The sequence below is a fragment of the Hymenobacter jeongseonensis genome, from assembly GCF_015694725.1.
Classification (GTDB): domain Bacteria; phylum Bacteroidota; class Bacteroidia; order Cytophagales; family Hymenobacteraceae; genus Hymenobacter; species Hymenobacter jeongseonensis.
Genome location: NZ_JADQDQ010000003.1, coordinates 354,677 through 373,090, shown reverse-complemented (window position 1 = coordinate 373,090; position 18,414 = coordinate 354,677). Strand labels below are relative to the sequence as shown.

The 18,414-nt window shown below is 55.5% G+C and carries 18 protein-coding genes; 15 read left to right on the top strand and 3 right to left on the bottom strand.

Going from position 1 to position 18,414, the window contains the following annotated elements:
- Window positions 1–6 precede the first annotated feature (6 nt).
- From I2I05_RS08535 to I2I05_RS08480, 12 genes are all read left to right on the top strand, one after another.
- The gene (locus tag I2I05_RS08535) at window positions 7–1,365 is read left to right on the top strand and encodes a hypothetical protein (RefSeq protein ID WP_196281815.1); all 1,359 of its coding nucleotides are present in this window, start codon (window positions 7–9) and stop codon (window positions 1,363–1,365) included.
- Window positions 1,352–1,846, top strand: a complete 495-nt coding sequence (locus I2I05_RS08530; protein ID WP_196281814.1) for a hypothetical protein — start codon at window positions 1,352–1,354, stop codon at window positions 1,844–1,846. The genes I2I05_RS08535 and I2I05_RS08530 overlap by 14 nt, the downstream gene beginning before the upstream one ends.
- Before the next feature lie 29 nt (window positions 1,847–1,875).
- Complete coding sequence (locus I2I05_RS08525) at window positions 1,876–2,391, top strand: DUF6712 family protein (RefSeq protein ID WP_196281813.1); 516 nt, start codon at window positions 1,876–1,878, stop codon at window positions 2,389–2,391.
- A 13-nt stretch (window positions 2,392–2,404) separates the two neighbouring features.
- Complete coding sequence (locus I2I05_RS08520; protein WP_196281812.1) at window positions 2,405–2,680, top strand: hypothetical protein; 276 nt, start codon at window positions 2,405–2,407, stop codon at window positions 2,678–2,680.
- A gap of 5 nt (window positions 2,681–2,685) precedes the next feature.
- Complete coding sequence (locus I2I05_RS08515; RefSeq protein ID WP_196281811.1) at window positions 2,686–2,883, top strand: hypothetical protein; 198 nt, start codon at window positions 2,686–2,688, stop codon at window positions 2,881–2,883.
- Between the two features lie 45 nt (window positions 2,884–2,928).
- Window positions 2,929–3,777: a hypothetical protein gene (locus I2I05_RS08510; protein WP_196281810.1), complete on the top strand. Its 849-nt coding sequence runs from the start codon at window positions 2,929–2,931 to the stop codon at window positions 3,775–3,777.
- An 11-nt stretch (window positions 3,778–3,788) separates the two neighbouring features.
- Window positions 3,789–6,731 carry a hypothetical protein gene (locus tag I2I05_RS08505; protein ID WP_196281809.1) on the top strand — a complete coding sequence of 981 codons (2,943 nt, stop codon included), beginning with the start codon at window positions 3,789–3,791 and terminating at the stop codon, window positions 6,729–6,731.
- 74 nt (window positions 6,732–6,805) lie between these two features.
- Window positions 6,806–8,296: a hypothetical protein gene (locus I2I05_RS08500; RefSeq protein ID WP_196281808.1), complete on the top strand. Its 1,491-nt coding sequence runs from the start codon at window positions 6,806–6,808 to the stop codon at window positions 8,294–8,296.
- Between the two features lie 152 nt (window positions 8,297–8,448).
- Window positions 8,449–8,880, top strand: a complete 432-nt coding sequence (locus I2I05_RS08495) for a hypothetical protein (RefSeq protein ID WP_196281807.1) — start codon at window positions 8,449–8,451, stop codon at window positions 8,878–8,880.
- A 27-nt stretch (window positions 8,881–8,907) separates the two neighbouring features.
- Window positions 8,908–9,093 (top strand): hypothetical protein, encoded by a 186-nt coding sequence (locus I2I05_RS08490; RefSeq protein ID WP_196281806.1) that lies wholly within the window; start codon window positions 8,908–8,910, stop codon window positions 9,091–9,093.
- A gap of 96 nt (window positions 9,094–9,189) precedes the next feature.
- Window positions 9,190–9,591, top strand: a complete 402-nt coding sequence (locus I2I05_RS08485) for a DUF5675 family protein (RefSeq protein ID WP_196281805.1) — start codon at window positions 9,190–9,192, stop codon at window positions 9,589–9,591.
- An 86-nt stretch (window positions 9,592–9,677) separates the two neighbouring features.
- Window positions 9,678–9,917 carry a hypothetical protein gene (locus I2I05_RS08480; RefSeq protein WP_196281804.1) on the top strand — a complete coding sequence of 80 codons (240 nt, stop codon included), beginning with the start codon at window positions 9,678–9,680 and terminating at the stop codon, window positions 9,915–9,917.
- Between the two features lie 361 nt (window positions 9,918–10,278).
- Here the strand turns inward: I2I05_RS08480 and I2I05_RS08475 are convergent, their stop codons facing one another.
- From I2I05_RS08475 to ffh, 3 genes are all read right to left on the bottom strand, one after another.
- The gene (locus I2I05_RS08475; RefSeq protein WP_196281803.1) at window positions 10,279–12,162 is read right to left on the bottom strand and encodes a CHRD domain-containing protein; all 1,884 of its coding nucleotides are present in this window, start codon (window positions 12,160–12,162) and stop codon (window positions 10,279–10,281) included.
- 350 nt (window positions 12,163–12,512) lie between these two features.
- Window positions 12,513–13,220 carry a DUF1345 domain-containing protein gene (locus I2I05_RS08470; RefSeq protein ID WP_196281802.1) on the bottom strand — a complete coding sequence of 236 codons (708 nt, stop codon included), beginning with the start codon at window positions 13,218–13,220 and terminating at the stop codon, window positions 12,513–12,515.
- A 51-nt stretch (window positions 13,221–13,271) separates the two neighbouring features.
- Window positions 13,272–14,636 carry a signal recognition particle protein gene (ffh, locus tag I2I05_RS08465; protein ID WP_196281801.1) on the bottom strand — a complete coding sequence of 455 codons (1,365 nt, stop codon included), beginning with the start codon at window positions 14,634–14,636 and terminating at the stop codon, window positions 13,272–13,274.
- Window positions 14,637–14,792: 156 nt separating this feature from the next.
- On the opposite strand from ffh, the gene I2I05_RS08460 reads away from it, so the two are divergent.
- From I2I05_RS08460 to I2I05_RS08450, 3 genes are all read left to right on the top strand, one after another.
- Window positions 14,793–16,100, top strand: a complete 1,308-nt coding sequence (locus tag I2I05_RS08460) for a glycosyltransferase family 4 protein (RefSeq protein WP_317192334.1) — start codon at window positions 14,793–14,795, stop codon at window positions 16,098–16,100.
- 155 nt (window positions 16,101–16,255) lie between these two features.
- The gene (locus I2I05_RS08455) at window positions 16,256–17,296 is read left to right on the top strand and encodes a putative sugar O-methyltransferase (RefSeq protein ID WP_196281800.1); all 1,041 of its coding nucleotides are present in this window, start codon (window positions 16,256–16,258) and stop codon (window positions 17,294–17,296) included.
- An 18-nt stretch (window positions 17,297–17,314) separates the two neighbouring features.
- A complete protein-coding gene (locus I2I05_RS08450; protein ID WP_196281799.1) occupies window positions 17,315–18,388 on the top strand; it encodes an acyltransferase family protein in 1,074 nt (357 codons plus the stop codon).
- The last annotated feature ends 26 nt before the right edge of the window (window positions 18,389–18,414 follow it).

Sequence of the window (18,414 nt, the reverse complement as noted above, 5' to 3'; positions counted from 1 at the left end):
TTTAACGTGTCTAAAAAATACAAATTCAACCATCCCATCCAAGCTGCCAAGCCTGCGCCGATTGATACCTTCCAGGTCAACTTAGCCGAAGTGAAGTTGCCCGAAGTGGATAACAACCAGCTCCGCGCCTCCAAAGACGATTGGGCGCAATACGGCGACAACAACTTGTTTCCGGATTATTTGATGAAGTCGGTGAAGAAGTCCACCCGGCATTCGGCATTCATCAGCTTGCGGGAAAACCTGATTAAAGGCGGTGGCATCAGCTATAGCAACGACGTCAAGGAATTCATGGAGAACCTGGACGAAGAAGGCCAGACCATTGAAGAGCTGTTCGAAGACATTGCCAACGACCTTGCCATCCAGGAAACGTTCGCCGTTTTCGTCCGGTACAACGCCGACCGGACGCGCATCATCCACCTGGACTTCCAGGACGCTAGCAAGGTCCGCCCGAAGAAAGAGCTGGACGATATGGGCAAAGTCCAAGGATATTACGTCAGCGGCGATTGGTCCGACGTCAAGCGGTACAAACCGGAATACTTCCCGAAGTTCAATCCCTTCCCTCGGGACGCCAGCGGCAACTTGGTTGCTCCCAAGCATACCAAGGAACTCTTCTTCTATCACAAGCGGGCCAATGGTCAGCCGTACTTGCCCGAAATCAGCTATGGTTCGTGCTTGAATTACGTCCAGATGGAGTACGAAACCAGCAAGTACGGCCTGAACGCCATGCTGAACGGCTTCTTCGCCAGCGCCATCATGACCATCACGGCATCGATGACGCCGGAACAAAAACGGGCCTATCACCAAAGCATCCAACGCACCCTGGTCGGCTCCGAAAACGCCTCCAAACTCATAGTCAACATCCAGGAAAGCGATTCCAAGGTGACCGTCACGCCGCTGAACGGTGGCGACTCGACCCCGATGCTCAAGGCTTTGACCGACATGGCCGAAGTGGCTATTTGCACGGCCCACCGTGCGCAGCCCGTGCTTGCCGGTATCGCCAGCCAAGGCAGTACGCTCGGCAGCGACGGCAAGCTGATTAAGGTCAGCCAAGAATTGTACTTCAACAACGTCATCACCCACCTGCAAAAGCCGGTGCTGGCCTTCTTGAAGAAGGTGTTGAAGTTCAACCAGGTGGAGAAGTACGACCTGAGCATTGAATCCCTGAACCTCGTCAGCGAAGATTGTCCCGAATGGGTGGAAACCGACCTCATCAAGCCGCTGGACGTGGCCTTGAAATACGGCTGGAAGAAGGAAAACGTCCGGGACGAATTACTGACGCTGCCCTCGGCTCCCACGGCCGCGCCTTCGCCAGCGGCGGACGCCCCAATGGATTCCCCCTATCCTGCCAGTGATGACCTTGACTAGAACGGCAGCGGGCCGGAAGATTCAATTCTATTGGTCGTTACCACCGGCCAAAGCCAAATACCTGGAACTATGGGAGCAATCCACCTTTGACTTTTGGTCCCGCAAGACCTGGGTGAAGTTCATGTTCGTTTACGCCGACAACGAGCTGAACCGCAAAGCCGGACGCGTGGGCAAGATTTCCAGTTTTCGCATCGGCACCCGCAACGTGGACTTGATTCCGACCGCCGACAAGCCGAAGTCCCGTGGGGACGATAGCGTGAAGCGGTATTACGACGTCAGCCGCGCCGGGACCAACGTCTTGAATGGCGTCAGCAGCGGGGGCCTGCGGGGCAAGGTCACGAGCAACGCGGCCCAGCCGGGGCAGTGGCGCAGCTTCCGCCCGTCCACGTTCAGCATCATGGTCGAAATCTGGTCCTTCGAACGCGAAGCCTGGGTGGACCGCTTGGAAGATTTTAACATCCGAGACCAGAATTCCGGCTAACCCTCCGCTTAATACCTTATCTAATAGTGATGACTAAATATCTAATCAACGACACGTACTTGACCGAGTTCACGTCGGTATCCACCACCAAAAACGCCAAGGACATTCAGGCGGCATTCCAGTCGGTCACGGTCATTTACGTGCGCCCGTTGCTCGGCATTCAACTCTATGAGTTGTATGAACAACACCTGAAAACCAACAGCGTGTTGACGCCCAAACAAGCGGAGTTATTCGGCTATATCCAGTATTACATGGCGCTTCGCGTCGAACGCGAAATGATGCTGAACGTGCTCAAAATCAGCAACCACGGCGTCACCGAGCACGAGAAGGTCGCCAGCATGGAGAACATCAAAATCATGCGTCAGGACGCCGAGTCCCGCGCCGAAGCGGTCAAAAAGCTCCTATTGGATTACCTGAACGCCCACAAGCCGGACTTCCCGGAATTCTTCCCTGAAACCCTGGCGGTCATTAACGACAACGGCAGCCACGGCGACTTCACGGGCGGCATCGTGTTCGACACCGCTCCCAAATTCTTCTATCAATAGCCCTATCCTGACCATGAATCTATCCATTGACATTATCATCACCGTGCTCACGTTTACCGGAAGCCTGATTGCGGTCTATGCCAAAATGCAAAGCAGCAACGCCGTCATCCAGTCCGAAATATCCCAACTCAAGAAGGAAGTCGAAGACGATAAGCAGGACAAAAAAGACTTCATCAGCGCCTTGTCCGCCATGCAAAAAACCATGCACAACCTGGACAAAACCATCACGAGCATGAAGGCCATCTTGAAGTATAAAATGAACGCCGACACCGACGACACCACCCCCTAACCCTCATGTTGAAAACCATTTGGCTTAACATCACCAAAGCCCCCAAGTCCACCAAGTTCGGCGTCCTGGTCTTCCTCATCGTCAGCGGAATGAAAATCCACGGCAGCATCGAAGCCGAAACGTACATCCCGCTGGCGACGCTGGCGGTTACGGCCCTGGTCACCGACGTCGGCAAAGAACAGCGCTGCAAGGACGAGTCCTGACGAATCCCGGTTCACACGAGCCGGGATTTCTTATTTGATGGTGACATGAAAGACACCAAACTCACCCTTAGCAACAAGACGGTCAAAGTCGATTTACCCGACGCGACCGGGACTAACCTAAAGTCCGTCGTGGTGGATTCCAGCGGCTTCTTGGGCATCGGTTTCAGCGGTGGTGGCGGTGGCGACAATACGCCCTTCAACGGGCAACGTCCCATCGTGGCGGCGATACCCTATCTGCAAGGCAAAACGCTGGGCGGCACCACCACGGGCGCAGTATTGGAAAATTTTCTCAAGGTCCTGTACCCGGCGCAAGCGCCCGTGGCGACGTTATCCGTGGCGAATCCAAACCGGGAAGTCGGAGAATCCACGGCCGTCACCCTGACCTATGGCGTCGCCGTCAAGGACAATCCCATTGACTCCATCGTGGTCAACGGCGGGCAACGCGACCCCGACGTGCTGACCGGTGTCGTCACCACGGCCACGGCCGTTGACACCAACACCACCTTTACCATGTCGGCCACCGACTCGGCGGGCCTGACCGACTCGGAGTCCGTGACGGTCCAATACTTCCGGAACCGCTTCTGGTTCCGCGCTGCGGCCAACTTGCTGACCAGCTCGGCGTCGGAAGTATCGGAAATCCTCAACAGCATCACGAGCAAGGAATTCAGCACGAGCCGCGCCCAAACCCGCAGCTTCACCCTGGACGCCGAATACATCTATTTCGCCTATCCGGTCAGCTTCGGTACCGCCAGCTTCGTCGTGGGTGGCTTGCCCAATACGGCCTATCAATTCAAGGACTTCGCGTACGTCAATACCTTCGGCAACAGCACCTTGTACCGACTTTATCGGTCGGGCAATGCCGGTACCGGTACCATCACCGTGGAAGTTAAATAGCAATACATTACATGAGTACTTTTCAAGGAACCGTCGTTGCCGATGCCATCGTGCCGCTGGGCAGCAACGCCACCCATTATGATATTTACGGGCAAGGCGGTTTCCGCAGCGTGGCCGACCTGGACGAGCGCAACAACTTGTCCCTCAGCGCAGGCCTGGACCCCGATGGCATGTCCAGCGGCCTGCGCAAGCTCGGCATGATGGTCACCGTGGCCGACACCGGCAAGACATACCAGCTTCTTGTTCCCGGCTTCTTCACCCTAGGCACCGAGACCGCCAAGCTGGAAGCCCTCGGCGACGACGCCAACTGGCTGGAATTTGCAGGCAGCGACGCCGACAAAGCCTATATCGACGCACAGGACGCAATTTTGCTAGCAAAAATCACGGCCGAAAAACTGCGAATTGACAACTTGGTGGTTAACGCACCCGGCGCACTGGATACCCTGCAAGAAATTGCCAACCAGCTTGCCGCCGATGGTGCCAGCGCTGCGGCGATTCTTGCCAAGCTGAACCTGCACACCACGCAAATAGGCACCATGTCTGGTCTGACCACGACCGAGAAATCCAACTTGGTCGGCGCTATCAACGAAGTCAAAGCCTCGGTCCCGCCTGCGCCGGTATCCACGACTTATGTCCAGAATTCGTTGTCGCCATCGACCACGACCAAGGCACCGAGCGTGACGGCCGTGAACACCGGCTTGAATTTGCGCGTCCTGTCTTCGGATAACTTCGACGTGTACGACATTTCCAGCACCATCCGGACGGCGGTGGTCAACGGCGTTTACAACGCCAACAACGAGCTGCAAGGCATTGTCACCGGCTCGGTCGTGGGTATGCGCTTCACGTACCTGCTCAACAATTACGAATACATGCCGGGCACGGCGGGAACCCTCACCTGGGTCCGCAGCACGAAGAAATCCAGCGTCACCCTGGTCCAGAACAACACGACCACCACGACGGGCATCAGTGCGCCCGTGCTCATTACCCACGCCGAACTGACGACAAAAATGGCAGCGGCACAACTCGTGGCCGATACCACGTACATCGTAACCAGCCGCCCGTCCTCGGCGCTGGGGCAAGCCGGTGACGTCATGGTTCGGGCCGTCTCGGCTAGCCACGTCAGCAGCCACGGCACCCTGGCAACCAAGGTTCCCGATTACGCCACCACGAGCACCTGGGCCGCAGCCAAAGGTTCGGGCAGCGCGTACGCTTATTCGGCCGATACATATAGCGGATACTTTCCGTACACGCCCACGGGGACCGTTACCACGGCCGTCAGCGGCGACGACAACTTCCAGATTTATCCGTTGCCGTTTCCCTTCACCTTCGGCGGCGTCCAGTATACCGAGTTCGGGATTGATACCAACGGGCGCATCACTTTCGAATCGGGCAATTTCGCCTATGGTGGCGGCAGCTTATCCACGGCAAGCGGCGTTCCCCTGATTGCCTTGGCGTGGCAAGACTTCGTGGTTCCCGTGGGCGGCATCACCTTCTTCACCGAAGGCACGACGCCGAACCGGGAACTCGTGATTCAATTCAGTGGCGCTCAGCAGTACACCGACCCGTCCAAGACCTTCACGGGCCAAGTCATCCTGGAAGAAACGGCCAACCTCGTCACCATCCTGACCGGCCCGACCACGTTGACCGTCCAAGCTTCCCAAGGCATTCAGTACGAAGGTGGCGCTTACAACACGACCACGACCAACATCCCGGTCCCAAACACGACCACCACGTATTACCCGTTGCCGCTGCAAACCTCGATACCACCGGTTGTGATTCACGCCGGGAAGACATGGAGTTCGCCCCAAGGCAGTTTGACCGAGCCGGGGACGGGCGGTTCATGGGTATTGAATCCCATGGGAGACTTGTACGGCAACACATTGGCAAGTTTCGACCAAGTGCTGTACAACGCCGTCACCGACGACATCCTGGAACGCCGGGACAACCGGTTGAACGTCGTGGCCGAGAAGGCCACCATCAGCGGCTTCCCCTGGGGTAATCCCAAGTTCACGAGCAACACCCTGGACGCGGTAACCCTGGACAACTCCTTGCTCACAGCCGAAGCCACGTTCACCAACAACGCCTTCGTCGGCGGAAGCCTCACCAACATGCCGTTGCCAACGGGCGTCGTTTTCAACGGCAACACCCTGCGCAGCGTGGCGCTCAACAATTACACGCCGGTCAACTTTACCAACACCACCGTCCTGAATTCCTTTGATACGGCCGTGACGAGTTACTTCGGCAAGGTGATTATCAACTCGGTGGACATGTCCACGCTGAATTCGCGCTTGGGGCAAATCGACTTAAAGCAAGTAAAACCGACGACCACCAACACGTCATATGGTTTGTTGGCGGGCGCGGGCGGTTTGGGTATCACCATGCTCGGAGCCAGCGCCGGGGCCGTGAACACCGGCAACAACAACACGTTCGTCGGCATCGGCAGCGGCAGCGCCAACACCTCGGCGTCCAATAACGCGTTTATAGGAAGCTATGCCGGTCAAGCCAATACGACCGGACAAAACAACGTCTTCCTCGGTCATTTCGCGGCGCGAAACACCACCACTGGCAGCAGCAACGTGATGATAGGTTCGGTGGTCGCACAGGCCAACACCACGGGTGCCAACAACGTGTTCCTGGGCTTCGGCGCAGGCAACTCAAACACAACTGGTACCAACAACATCGCCATCGGCAGCGGCGCAGGACCGTTGACGGCCACCTTGACCAACACCGTCAGCTTGGGAACGTCGGCACGTGCCACCACCACCAACACCATGCTCGTGGCCGATAGCCTGAGCACCGGTTTTGGCGTTGCCGCGCCGACCAGCAAGGTCCACGTAAACGGCGACGTAGAAACCAACGCCAACTTCGGCATCGTCCTCAAATCGCCGGACGGCAAGCGGTGGCGCGTCAAGGTTGGCAACGATGGCGTCCTGACGACCACCCTTTTGGTCTAACCCCATAATAGCTAGCTATCCAGACGCTTCGCATGAAGAACTTCAAAGGAACTGAATCCTATACCTTAACCCCGTTGACGGTACCCGCACCCGTGGTACCGGCCACCACATTACCGATTGCCACCGCCGACGAACTCGGCGTTGTTAAAATCGGCACCGGCTTAACCATTTCCATCGACGGCACCCTGAGCATCATGGCCGGGACAGGTGGTGGCGGCACCGTGCAAAACTCCCTAAGTCCTGCCAGTACCACGGCCGCGCCAAGCGTGGACGCCGTGAACGCGGCACTGATTAACAAAGCCAGCACGACGTACGTGGCGACCGAAATCGGTGCCTTGCAAACCAGCATCAGCACCAAAGCCGATGCCGGTGCCACCACCACGGCCTTGAACGGCAAGGAAAACGCCATCGCTAGCAGCAGCAGCGACAAGTACTGGCGTGGAGACAAGACCTTCCAAATTTTGGACAAAACAGCGGTCGGACTCAGCAACGTCAACAACACCGCCGATTTTGACAAGCCGATGTCGAATGCCGCATTAATTGCATTTTATTCCACTTCTGACGCTCTTTTCCTCAAAGCCGACAAGGACAGCCCCATCTTCACCGGAACACCCACGGCACCCACGCAAACCGCTGGCAACTCGTCCACACGCATCGCCACCACGGCATTTGTCACCACGGCCATCAACCTCAAAGCCAACGTGGCTTCCCCTGCGTTGACGGGCACTCCAACCGCCCCAACCGCCACGGCGGGAACCAACACCACGCAACTGGCCACCACGGCATTTGTGACCGCAGCGGTTACCGCTGGCGGTGGCGGTGGTTCGGTTCAAAACTCTTTGACTCCCGCCAGTACCACGGCCGCGCCGAGCGTGGACGCCGTGAACGGTGCCATCACCACCATCAACACCACGACCGGTGTCTTGACTTCGTTGACCACCACCAACAAAACCAACTTGGTCGCGGCCATTAACGAAGTCAAAGCCGCCGTGGGCAGCGGTGGCGGTGGTGGCGTGACCGATAACTCGGTGTACACTGCCGCCATCGTGGATGCTGCCGTGACCACGGCGAAGCTGGCACCCAACGCGGTGACCAGCACCATCATCGTGGACGGTGCCGTGACGACCGCCAAAATTGCCAACAACATTTCCCTGACCGGTTTACCAACGGCGCCCACGCAAACCGCTGGCAACTCGTCCACGCGCATCGCCACCACGGCCTTCGTGACCGGCGCGGTGGCGACACTGGCCACCACCGTGGAAACGATTCGTGCCACGACAACCATCACCGCCAGCAAATCAGCGAACTATACTTTGGCGCTTGCCGACGCCGGAAACATCATTCCCTTCACCGCTGCCGCCACGGTGACCATCCCGTTGGGCGTGTTCGCGCCCGGTACCGTCATGGAAATTGCGCAAGAAGGTGCTGGTCAAGTCACGGTGGTTGGCGCTTCCGGTGTCACGGTGTTTTCGTTTTCGGGCTTCAAAACCGCAGGTCAGTGGGCGTCGGTCGGCTTGCGTCAACGCGCAGCAAATGAATGGGTTATAACAAATGCCGTGGTGTAATTATGGCAGCACTTAACAACCGACGTCGCAGCCTTGACCGCCCGACCGCCAACGCCAACTTCACGCCCACGAACCGGTGGCAAATCCAATTCGGTCCCGGTTCCTTGGTCCCGGAATCCGGCTATAATACAGCCGGTGGAACGCCGAAATTCATGTACTTACGCGACACCAACAACGTGATGTCCAGCACCGTTGGCTTCCGTTGGACGACGGTACCGACCGGCATTATCACCAACAACAACTTCACCACGCCCGCGCTCGGTCATCCCACCGCCGCGTGGGTGAACTCGTGGTATTCGGCGTCCAGCACCGTGGCCGAAGTCGCGCAATTCGAAGGACTCGATGATGCCGGGACGTACGAACTGACCGTTTTCGGCGCCCGCAACCCTGTTACTGGCGGCAACTCGAAGGTGACGGTCAACGGCGTGGAAAAATTAATCACCCCATCATCGCCGCGAACCATTGCGGGCAACATGGCGCTCTTCACCAACTTGACGCCCGTGGGTGGCATCATCAGCTATAGTTGGATAAATACCACCGCTCCCAACTTTTACAAGAACATCGTCGTGCTGCGCAAAGTGTAATTCCTTATCTGAAGGAAACTATCCTCTATGAAGCATTTGAAAAACCCCTATATCTTTTTTGCGGCACTGGCCGTGTGTTTCGTCTTCGTGTGGCAATTCAACAACCTGTTCAATATCAGCGGCGACACCGATGGTTTCGCTCGTCTCGGTGCCTTGGTCGTGCCGTTGGGAATCTTGGTTGCCTTGAAAATACGAGCCGAGTCGCAGCAGTAACGCCCGTTTTCTTACATCCTAATTGTTAATACTAACCCTGACCGGTCTCCGAGTCGGGGTTTTTCATGCGCTCTTATCTGAGGGAAACAATCCCTCATGAAAGAATTTATTTTAACCCGTCAACCGTCCACCCCGACTTCAACCAGTGGTCAACTGACCTTCGAAGGTCAACACTTAGCCTGGACGCTGGAAGACGTGGTTCGCCCCGCTGGCGTCAAGCTGTACGGCGAAACCGCCATCCCGGCCGGTCGATACGAACTTGTGCTCACGTTCAGTAACGCCTTCCAGAAGTACTTGCCCTTGCTGATGAATGTACCCGGCTTCCTCGGCGTTCGCCTGCACGGCGGCAACCATGCCGGTCACAGCCTCGGGTGTCCGCTGCTGGGCCTGGAACGAGGTTCGGACAAAATTTGGAATTGTGCGCCCGCCGTCAAGAAGGTAATGGACCTGATGAAGAAGCACGAGAAGAAAGAGAAGATGTACCTGGTTGTCCGCTAACGCCGCCATAATACCTTTGGGACATGCTTCGTAATCTTCTTCGTCCCCGCTTGTGGTGGTTGCTCGTCTTGCCCCTTTGCTTTTACATGACTCGACAAGTAAACACGGAATGGCACGGTGATATGTCCATGCAAGAATATGAGGAGGGTCGTCAACATCCATCAAGTAATAATTGGGACATTGCCAATTATAGCATCTTGGGCGTGATGATTCGCCCGAACACTTACCAAGTGCTTTACTTCGTGGCCAACGCTTGCCTCGTCATCGGCTGCCTGTCCGTGGGCAAGGAGCTATTCTTGAGCAAGCCCACGGCCACAACTGCCTGACGGCACTTTCGCCCAGAAACACCCAGAAATCCGGTCTTTAATCAGGTCCGGATTTTTTATTTTTTGGCCCTATTCCGGTCCGGAAATCGAGGTAAATGTGGAAAATTTTCCGGACCTCGGGGCAATAAATCCATGTGGATAACTTCGTAACGTGTTGACCCTTAAACAGAAAAAGAGCTGACAGGGATACCCCATCAGCTCTCCATACCAAAACACCTTAAAAAACTATTCTTTCACGGATGTAGCAACAACAATTGCACCAAAAGATTCCGCGCCAGCAGATTTTTCTCAAAATCACTACTCAGTAAATAGCTTACCTTGAATACTTTATTGTCCAGCTTATTCTGGTTTTACTAGGTGTTTACTCCTTCGCAACGCGAGTTATCAACCGGGTGTTGCCCACGTCCAGCGTTAGCAGATAGAAGCCGGGCGCGGCGTGGAGCAGGGCCAACGGCAGGACATTGATACCGGGCCGCACGACGACAGTCTGGGTTGTTACGGAACGGCCCAGCACGTCGGCGAATTGCAAGCGGCCGGTGCCGGCCACGCGGGCGTCGAAGGACAAAGTGAGGGCCGAGGTGAAGGGGTTGGGGGCCGTTCGCAAGGAGCCGGCTACCACAGCGGCGGGTTGGGCGGCCAGAATCTGTTGCAGATTGCGCGCTCCGCGGATAACCTGCCCGCGAATTTCGCCGCCCGGAACTGCAGCCGTGTGCAGATTAATGTACATGCTGTCGCGCCGGAACTGAAGGGAGCGGCGCAACGTGAACGGCTCGGCTGTGTTTTCGGCTTCCCAGTAGCCATAGGCAGCCGCTGGTGCCGCTGCGTTGTCGAAAAACGGCGTGAGCGTGAACGCCACGGGCCCTGCCTCCGTGCGCAACCCGGTGTGGAAATGGCCCATGGCCGCCGGCCCGGTTAGCCCGTCCCACACGGCCATGAAGTGAGCGTTGGTTTGGTCGCGGTCGATGCTCACCACCCCCACTCCATACCCCGAACTGGCCGTGGGCGTGGGCCGTTCCTGGGCCCCGTTGAAAGACGAGGTGTAGCCTTCGCGGGCCAGCCGGTACACCTGCCCGCGGATTTCTCCGGTGGCGCTACCCGCCGTGCTGAGCACCACGTTCAGACTGCCGCGCAAGAGCAGGTTCACGAAAGCATCTGGCAGGTTGGGGCCCGCCAGTTGGAAAGTGGTGACGTTGCCCACAGTATTGCCGCTGGTGATGGGCACCGAGCCCAACAGGTTGGCGGTGGTATTGGCTTGCCCTAGTTCGGCGTTGTGAAAGTTGAGGGCAAGCGGGGCGCTGCTCAGGCTGGTGTGGGCTACCAACACAGTGATGCTGTCCAGGGCGGCGCCTAGCCGGCCCACGGCCACGGCTTTGGCGGCCGTGGTGACGGCGGGGACCAATTGGGCTCCATCGAGGCGAGCGTCGAAAACCAGGTTGCGACTAACGGGCAACACCTGCGCCCGGATTTCGCCGTTGGGGTAGGTGCTGGTGTGCACGTTAATATAAATCTCCTGCTGATTCAGGGAGGTGAGAAAGTCGGCGGTGGGCACAATTTCGCCTTCAATCACATTGCCCGAGACAAAGGGCACGAGGTCGACCACTATCGGGCCGCTCACGCCCACAGCGCCCCGGTGAAAGTGTGCCCCCGTGATAGCGCTGCTCAGCCCGGCCACCACCACCCGGAATTTCATCTTCTTCTGGTTTTGGTTGAGGGTAAACACCCCCAGGCCGGTGCCGGCGGTGGGCACTTGCGGCACTTCTTGAGTTCCGTTCAGGGTGCCCGAAAACTCTTGGTCGGTTTCGACCAAGAGCTGCCCCCGAATTTCCCCGTTGGGATTGGCAGCGGTGTGCACGTTGAGGTAGTAGTCGCCGCGCAGGTACTTGGCCAACTTATCCGATGAAATGTCGGCCCCAGTCAGGTAGCCCGACAAGCGGTTGCCGCGCAACAGCGGCACCAGGCTGGTAACAATGGGCCCGGCCACGCCCACCGCCCCTTCGTGCACGTGGACGCCCACGATGGCGCCGCTCAAGTTGGCAAAAGCCGCCTGCACAAAGAGCGTATCGCGCGTAGCATTAAGCGTGAAGCCAGCCACTCCTTGGGCGGGAGTAGTTACGGACGGCGTTTCATGGCTGCCGTTCAGGCGCGCCGTCAGCAGCAATTGGGGGCGCAGGTGGTCAGCCGAAGCAACCACGGGGGCGGCCAGCAGCACACTTGCTGCCAGGCCGCGAAGTAGTTTTTTTAACATAACACTTGAGATAAATGGATAAAATAATCATTGAAATAGGGGTTTTCTGGGCACTATCACCTTTCTATTTAGAGAAGTTTTTTTGTTTATAAACAGTGATTCTTAAATTATAAACACCTCATTAGCAATACACTATTTGCAAAAATCCACAAGAAGGAACTACGCAGAAAGCGGATTTAGGTGACATAATTCCGTGAGCATTTTGCTTCCCCGCGGAGCTTACAGCGACTTGAGCCAACCACTATTTGGGCCTTAACGCACGAGCCTACGGGCACAAAAAAGCGCCCAGCCACAAGGCTACGCGCCATCCAGTATTTCGGGACGAGTACAGAAAAACGGCTTTGCTAATTTCAGAGCACGCCCGCCAAGATATTGATGCTCAACGCCAGGATGGCGGTATTGAAGCCAAAGGCCATGATGCCATGAAACAGCACCAGCTGGCGCATGCGCAGCGAAGTAACCCCAACATCGGCGGTTTGTGCGGTTGTGCCCACGACAAAGGCGAAGTACACAAAATCCCAATACAACGCCGGAGCGGCGCCCACAAAATTCAGGCCGCCTTGCCGGCGCTCGGGTTCCACACCGGGCAAGGGCTTGAAGTAAGTATGGGCGTAGTGGAGCGCAAACAGCGTGTGCAGCATCAGCCAGGTTCCCACGATGGCTACCACCGATACCAGTATATGTTCCAGCCGTTCTTCCAGCGGCATCGTGAACAAGCGGCGCAGCATCAGCATCACGGCCAGCAGGCTGATGGCCACCCCAACGAACGTAACCAGTAAAAGCAGCCCCCAGGTGCGGTTGGGGTGCAGCACGCGGGCCACCCGCTCGATATCGGCGGTGCTGGCCTGCAGAATGGTTGCCCACGTAAGCATCAAAATGCCCACCAGAAAACCATCCCAGGCCAGCAGCAAAGTGGTAACGAGCTCAAAGTCGGACGGAGCTACCCAATAGCAAAACGTGCCGATTACCATCGCCAGCCCCACGCGCAGCAAGCGCGCCGGCACTCCCAGCCGAAAAAGCAGCGGAGTAGAAAGCCGGGCGGGCGGAGAAATATCCATGGCGCAAACAGCTACGACCCTGCTTTACGCCCCCGCGCCGCGCCGCGTTGCTTAGCGCATCATGCCGCCGGGGCCGCCTTTCATGCCGCCCATCATCTTCTGCATCTGGGCCATGCCGCCTTTGGTCTGGCTCATTTTGTTCATTGTGCGCATCATTTTGCGCATGTCGTCGAACTGCTTCATCAGCGCGTTTACCTGCTGAATATCGGTGCCGGAGCCCTTGGCTAGGCGGCGCTTGCGCGAGCCGTTGAGGATGTCGGGGTTGGCCCGCTCCTGCTTGGTCATGCTCTTGATGATGGCCTCAACAGGCTTGAAGGCGTCGTCGTCGATTTCCACATCCTTCATGGCCTTGCTCATGCCCGGAATCATGCCCATCAAGTCCTTGATGTTGCCCATCTTCTTGATTTGCTCCAGCTGCGAGAGGAAGTCGTCAAAGTTGAACTGGTTTTTCCGGATTTTGGCGTTGATGCGCTTGGCTTCGTCCTTGTCGAACTGCATCTGCGCCCGCTCCACCAGCGAAATCACGTCGCCCATGCCCAAAATGCGCTGGGCCATGCGGTCGGGGTAAAACAGGTCCAGCGCGTCCATCTTCTCGCCCGTCGAGATGAACTTGATGGGCTTCTCTACCACCGCGCGAATCGAGAGAGCCGCACCGCCCCGCGAGTCGCCGTCGAGCTTGGTGAGCACCACGCCGTCAAAATTCAGGCGCTGATTAAACGTTTTAGCGGTATTCACGGCGTCCTGGCCGGTCATGGAGTCCACCACAAACAGCGTCTCGCTCGGGTTGATGGCCGCTTTCACGGCTTCAATCTCGCGCATCATCTGCTCGTCCACGGCCAAGCGGCCGGCGGTGTCGATGATGACCACCTTTTTGTTGTTCTTTTTCGCGTACTCAATGGCGTTGCGCGAGATTTCAACGGGGTTTTTGTTCTCGACTTCCGAGTACACCTCCACGCCGATTTGCTCGCCGAGCACCTTGAGCTGGTCGATGGCCGCGGGGCGGTACACGTCGCAGGCTACCAGCAGCACGGTTCGGTTTTGCTTCTTCACGTAGCTGGCCAGCTTGCCGGCAAACGTGGTTTTGCCCGAACCCTGCAGGCCCGAGAGCAGGATAACGGCCGGGTCGCCCTTGATGGTGATGTCCTTCTTCTCGCCGCCCATGAGCTCGGTCAGTTCGTCGTAGACGATTTTGACCATGAGCTGGCCCGGCGACACGGCCGTGAGCACGTCACGGCCCATTGCCGCGTCCTTAATCTTGTCGGTTACATCCTTGGCAACCTTGTAGTTAACGTCGGCATCGACCAGCGCACGGCGGATTTCCTTAATGGTGGCCGCGACGTTGATTTCCGAGATACTGCCCTGGCCTTTGAGGGTTTTGATGGCCCGGTCGAGCTTGGTGGAGAGATTATCGAACATGAATCGCTGAGTTGAGCAGAGTTAACGGAGGAGGCTGATGTGGCGCCGGACGAGCTGCCGGGAATCAGGCGGTTACTGAACCCCAAAAGTAACCATAAATGCCCGAAAACCGGCAAACCACGTACCTTCGCGCCCCGTTAGTTATCCACTGCTTACGTGCCCTCCCCCCGCCCGCTCCGTTTGCTCGTCATCACCTACTACTGGCCGCCTTCGGGCGGAGCCGGCGTGCAGCGTTGCCTGAAGTTTGTAAAGCACCTGGGCCGTTTCGGCGTGGAGCCCACCGTGATAACCGTGGACCCGGCCGAGGCCACCTACCCCGTGCGCGATGAGAGCCTGCTGGCCGAGGTGCCCACCGGCGTGCGCGTCATCCATACCGGTACTTCCGAGCCTTTTGAGAGCTACAAAAAGCTGACCGGTCGGGCCGTGCCCTACGGCGGCTTTGCCAACGAAGGCAAGCCCGGGCTCATGCAAAAGGCTATGCGCTTTGTGCGTGGCAACCTGTTTATCCCGGACCCGCGCCGGGGCTGGAACCGCCACGCGCTGGCCGCCGTCGAAAAACTGCTGGCTGCCGGCGAGTCATTCGACGCCGTGCTCACATCGTCGCCCCCGCACTCCACCCAGCTCATCGGCCTGGAGTTGAAGAAACGGTTCGGGCTGCGCTGGCTGGCCGATATGCGCGACCCCTGGACGGATATTTATTACTACAAAGACCTGCACCACACCCCGCTGGCCGCCTGGCTGGATGCCCGCTACGAGCGACAAGTCCTCACGCAGGCCGATGCCGTGCTGGTGACCTCGCCGGAAACCAAGCGGCTGTTTCTTGCCAAGCTCCCCGCATTGCCCACGGCCAAATTCCACGTCCTGCCCAATGGCTACGACGAGTCGGATTTTCAAGAACCGTCCGCGCCGCCTACTGACTGCCTGCGCATTACGCACACGGGCACCATCACGGAGCTCTACCACATCGGCCACTTGCTGAAAGCTGCCGCTACTTGCGCGGCCCGCCACCCCGATGTGCCGCTGCGCCTGCGTTTCGTGGGCCAGGTCTCAGCCGAACTGCGCCGCCAGATTGAGCACGCCGGACTATTCGAGGTAACGGAGTTTTTGCCCTTTGTCCCGCACGACGAATCGGTCAAGCACCTGTTGAGTGCGTCGGCCCTGCTCATGGCCATTCCCGATGTGCCGCGCAACTTTGGAATATTGCCAGGCAAAGTATTTGAATACCTGGCCGCGAATAAGCCCATTCTGTGCGTGGGCCCTGCCGGGTCGGACGCCGATAACCTGCTGCAGGAGTGCGCCGCCGGCCACGCCCTGCCCTACGATGATTTCGCGCTGATGCTCGAGACGCTGGAAGGCCTGTTTGCCCAATGGCGCATCAATCCCAACTTGGACTTACCGGCGATTAGCCACAAACGCTACTCACGCGTGGAGCTAACGGAACGGCTTACTAAGATTATACTCTGAAATTGCAAAAAAATCATTCAAATGCAATTTTCAATCTGCATTTTGAATCTCAAATGTGCTCCAAAATACGACAAACCTACATTTGTGGCACCTGAATCGTACTAGAGAAATTCAACACGCTGACAAAACACACGAATACTACCCTAATTAACCTAATGAATCATCTCGACAAACTCAATGCCGCCTATCGTAACGCGCCAGAAATATTCCACGCAGGAAGGTATTGGAAAGCTTATGAAGATAAAATTGTAGAGGAAGTCAAAGGAGCTGATTTGAGCGAACTCCGAAGTGGCAAGTACCCGATTTTTACAACATTCGGTTTTAACGACCTAGTATATTACTATCATCCCAGGATGCCTTTTTACGTCAAGTTTATTAGGCAACTTGTCCGAAAACTCTTTATTGATAACCGAGCTTCATTGCCTTACTCTTTACGTCTGTCTGATATCAGGGAAATGGCTTATAAATATGCCGATAGCCAAGGCCAGCTAGCAGATGCTTACCCTATTAACAAGCTCGAAGCCAGTGATTTTGGGAAGCCACAAGACTTATTCTCTGTTCATGGAAAGAAATACACCATGAAATTTCTGAGCTTCTATGTGCGCTATAGCTTTGCTCACAAATTTTTTAAACTCAGAGGCGATGAAACAATAATTGAATTAGGTTCAGGCTCGGGTTTCCAAGTTGAGTTACTCAAAAAAATATATCCTGACCTGACAATTTTGTGCTTCGACCTACCCGCACAATTGTACCTCTGTGAAAAGTATCTAACGAATGTATTAGGTGAAAATGCTGTGGTTGGCTCTGAAAAGGGTCTTGAGCGAACGGACCTGCATAATTTAGAGAAAGGGAAAATCCATTTATTTGGTAACTGGCAATTTCCGCTTTTGGCAAATTTTAAGTTCGATATATTTTGGAATGCCGCCAGCTTTGGCGAGATGGAACCGGAGATTGTAGCAAACTATCTAAGTTACATCAAAGGCAATTTTACTTGGGCATACTTGATGCAGGCCAGAAACGGCAAGGAGAGTTCCGCTGAATCTGGTGTAGTGAAACCCATCCTGTTTGCCGATTACAGTAGAATGCTTGGCCAGAGCTATTCGTTGGTATGTGAAGAAGATGCCTACGATGCGCATCGTCGGGTGTCGCAGACGGGAGGTTATTTTCAAGCAGTATGGCAAAACAGTGCCAAGTAGAGAGTGAGTATAACAACCATGCCTCTACAATCCGGAGAAAAGCAAAGACTTCATGGCTTGGACTACCTACGCGGTTTAACTGCGGTTGGAATAATGATTTACCATTATTCCTCTTGGACTTATGGTGAACAAGCAGCAAGCTCGTTTTTGGGCCGGATAGGCATTTATGGAGTCGCCATTTTCTATGTTCTCAGCGGTCAGGCACTCACTTATATGTATGCTTCAAAACTAGCGCTGGAACCGGGAAGCTTAACTAGATTTTACATAAAAAGGTTTTTTAGAATATTCCCTCTTTTATGGTTAGTAACATTCCTATCTATTATCCTCTCAAAGCGAATTCCAGATGTATTGGATTTATTTCTCAACTTGACGGGACTGTTTGGACTAGTTAAATGGAACACCTATTATGCGACAGGAGCTTGGTCAATCGGCAATGAACTAACATTTTACCTTGTCTTCCCTTTATTAATTTACTCCTTTAACAAAAGTCGGACAGGCTTATTCATCATTGCCTTATCCACTGCTTTACTATTTATATACTTTGCTTTTTATAAGATAACACCCGTTGCTTCTCTGTCCAGCCAGTGGCATTTATACACTAATCCGTTAAACCAGTTTACTTTTTTTTTGGGTGGCTGCCTAATTGGAAGATTTATCAATCCTGCATCCCTAAAAGCCGCAACTAGCCTTTCGATGGGCGTCCTAGGATTAGCGGTTCTACTATTTATCCCAATTGGCCCGAGCACGACTGAATTAGTGACGGGTCTCAATAGGCTAATATTTACCGGAAGCTGCTTTTTAATCTGCTGTGGTTTTTTTCGAACAGCACAAGCAGTGAATTTGCTTGATAAGCCTCTGGCACTCCTAGGCCAAATCAGCTATTCTCTTTACCTGCTTCATCCAATCGTTTATGCTTTTGCCAAAGCTTTTTTTTCACTGCTCGCTAAGTTAGGTTTTACTTATCCAGTTTTAATTGCCCCTCTTTTAGCCAGTGTTGCCTCAGTAGCAATCAGCTATCTATCTTATCACTATTTTGAGGTTTTTTTTATGAGCCTCGCTCGCAGGCGCGCAGACGTTATAGCTAACCGGTGAGTATTTATATCTTCTTATCAGTTAGC

Excerpts from the sequence above, each read along its gene's own strand:
- I2I05_RS08530 (WP_196281814.1), top strand. The coding sequence starts at position 1,352 with ATGACCTTGACTAGAACGGCAGCGGGCCGGAAGATTCAATTCTATTGG.
- I2I05_RS08525 (WP_196281813.1), top strand. The coding sequence starts at position 1,876 with ATGACTAAATATCTAATCAACGACACGTACTTGACCGAGTTCACGTCG.
- I2I05_RS08520 (WP_196281812.1), top strand. The coding sequence starts at position 2,405 with ATGAATCTATCCATTGACATTATCATCACCGTGCTCACGTTTACCGGA.
- I2I05_RS08515 (WP_196281811.1), top strand. The coding sequence starts at position 2,686 with ATGTTGAAAACCATTTGGCTTAACATCACCAAAGCCCCCAAGTCCACC.
- I2I05_RS08510 (WP_196281810.1), top strand. The coding sequence starts at position 2,929 with ATGAAAGACACCAAACTCACCCTTAGCAACAAGACGGTCAAAGTCGAT.
- I2I05_RS08505 (WP_196281809.1), top strand. The coding sequence starts at position 3,789 with ATGAGTACTTTTCAAGGAACCGTCGTTGCCGATGCCATCGTGCCGCTG.
- I2I05_RS08495 (WP_196281807.1), top strand. The coding sequence starts at position 8,449 with ATGTACTTACGCGACACCAACAACGTGATGTCCAGCACCGTTGGCTTC.
- I2I05_RS08490 (WP_196281806.1), top strand. The coding sequence starts at position 8,908 with ATGAAGCATTTGAAAAACCCCTATATCTTTTTTGCGGCACTGGCCGTG.
- I2I05_RS08485 (WP_196281805.1), top strand. The coding sequence starts at position 9,190 with ATGAAAGAATTTATTTTAACCCGTCAACCGTCCACCCCGACTTCAACC.
- I2I05_RS08480 (WP_196281804.1), top strand. The coding sequence starts at position 9,678 with ATGACTCGACAAGTAAACACGGAATGGCACGGTGATATGTCCATGCAA.
- I2I05_RS08475 (WP_196281803.1), bottom strand. The coding sequence starts at position 12,162 with ATGTTAAAAAAACTACTTCGCGGCCTGGCAGCAAGTGTGCTGCTGGCC.
- I2I05_RS08470 (WP_196281802.1), bottom strand. The coding sequence starts at position 13,220 with ATGGATATTTCTCCGCCCGCCCGGCTTTCTACTCCGCTGCTTTTTCGG.
- ffh (WP_196281801.1), bottom strand. The coding sequence starts at position 14,636 with ATGTTCGATAATCTCTCCACCAAGCTCGACCGGGCCATCAAAACCCTC.
- I2I05_RS08455 (WP_196281800.1), top strand. The coding sequence starts at position 16,256 with ATGAATCATCTCGACAAACTCAATGCCGCCTATCGTAACGCGCCAGAA.
- I2I05_RS08450 (WP_196281799.1), top strand. The coding sequence starts at position 17,315 with ATGCCTCTACAATCCGGAGAAAAGCAAAGACTTCATGGCTTGGACTAC.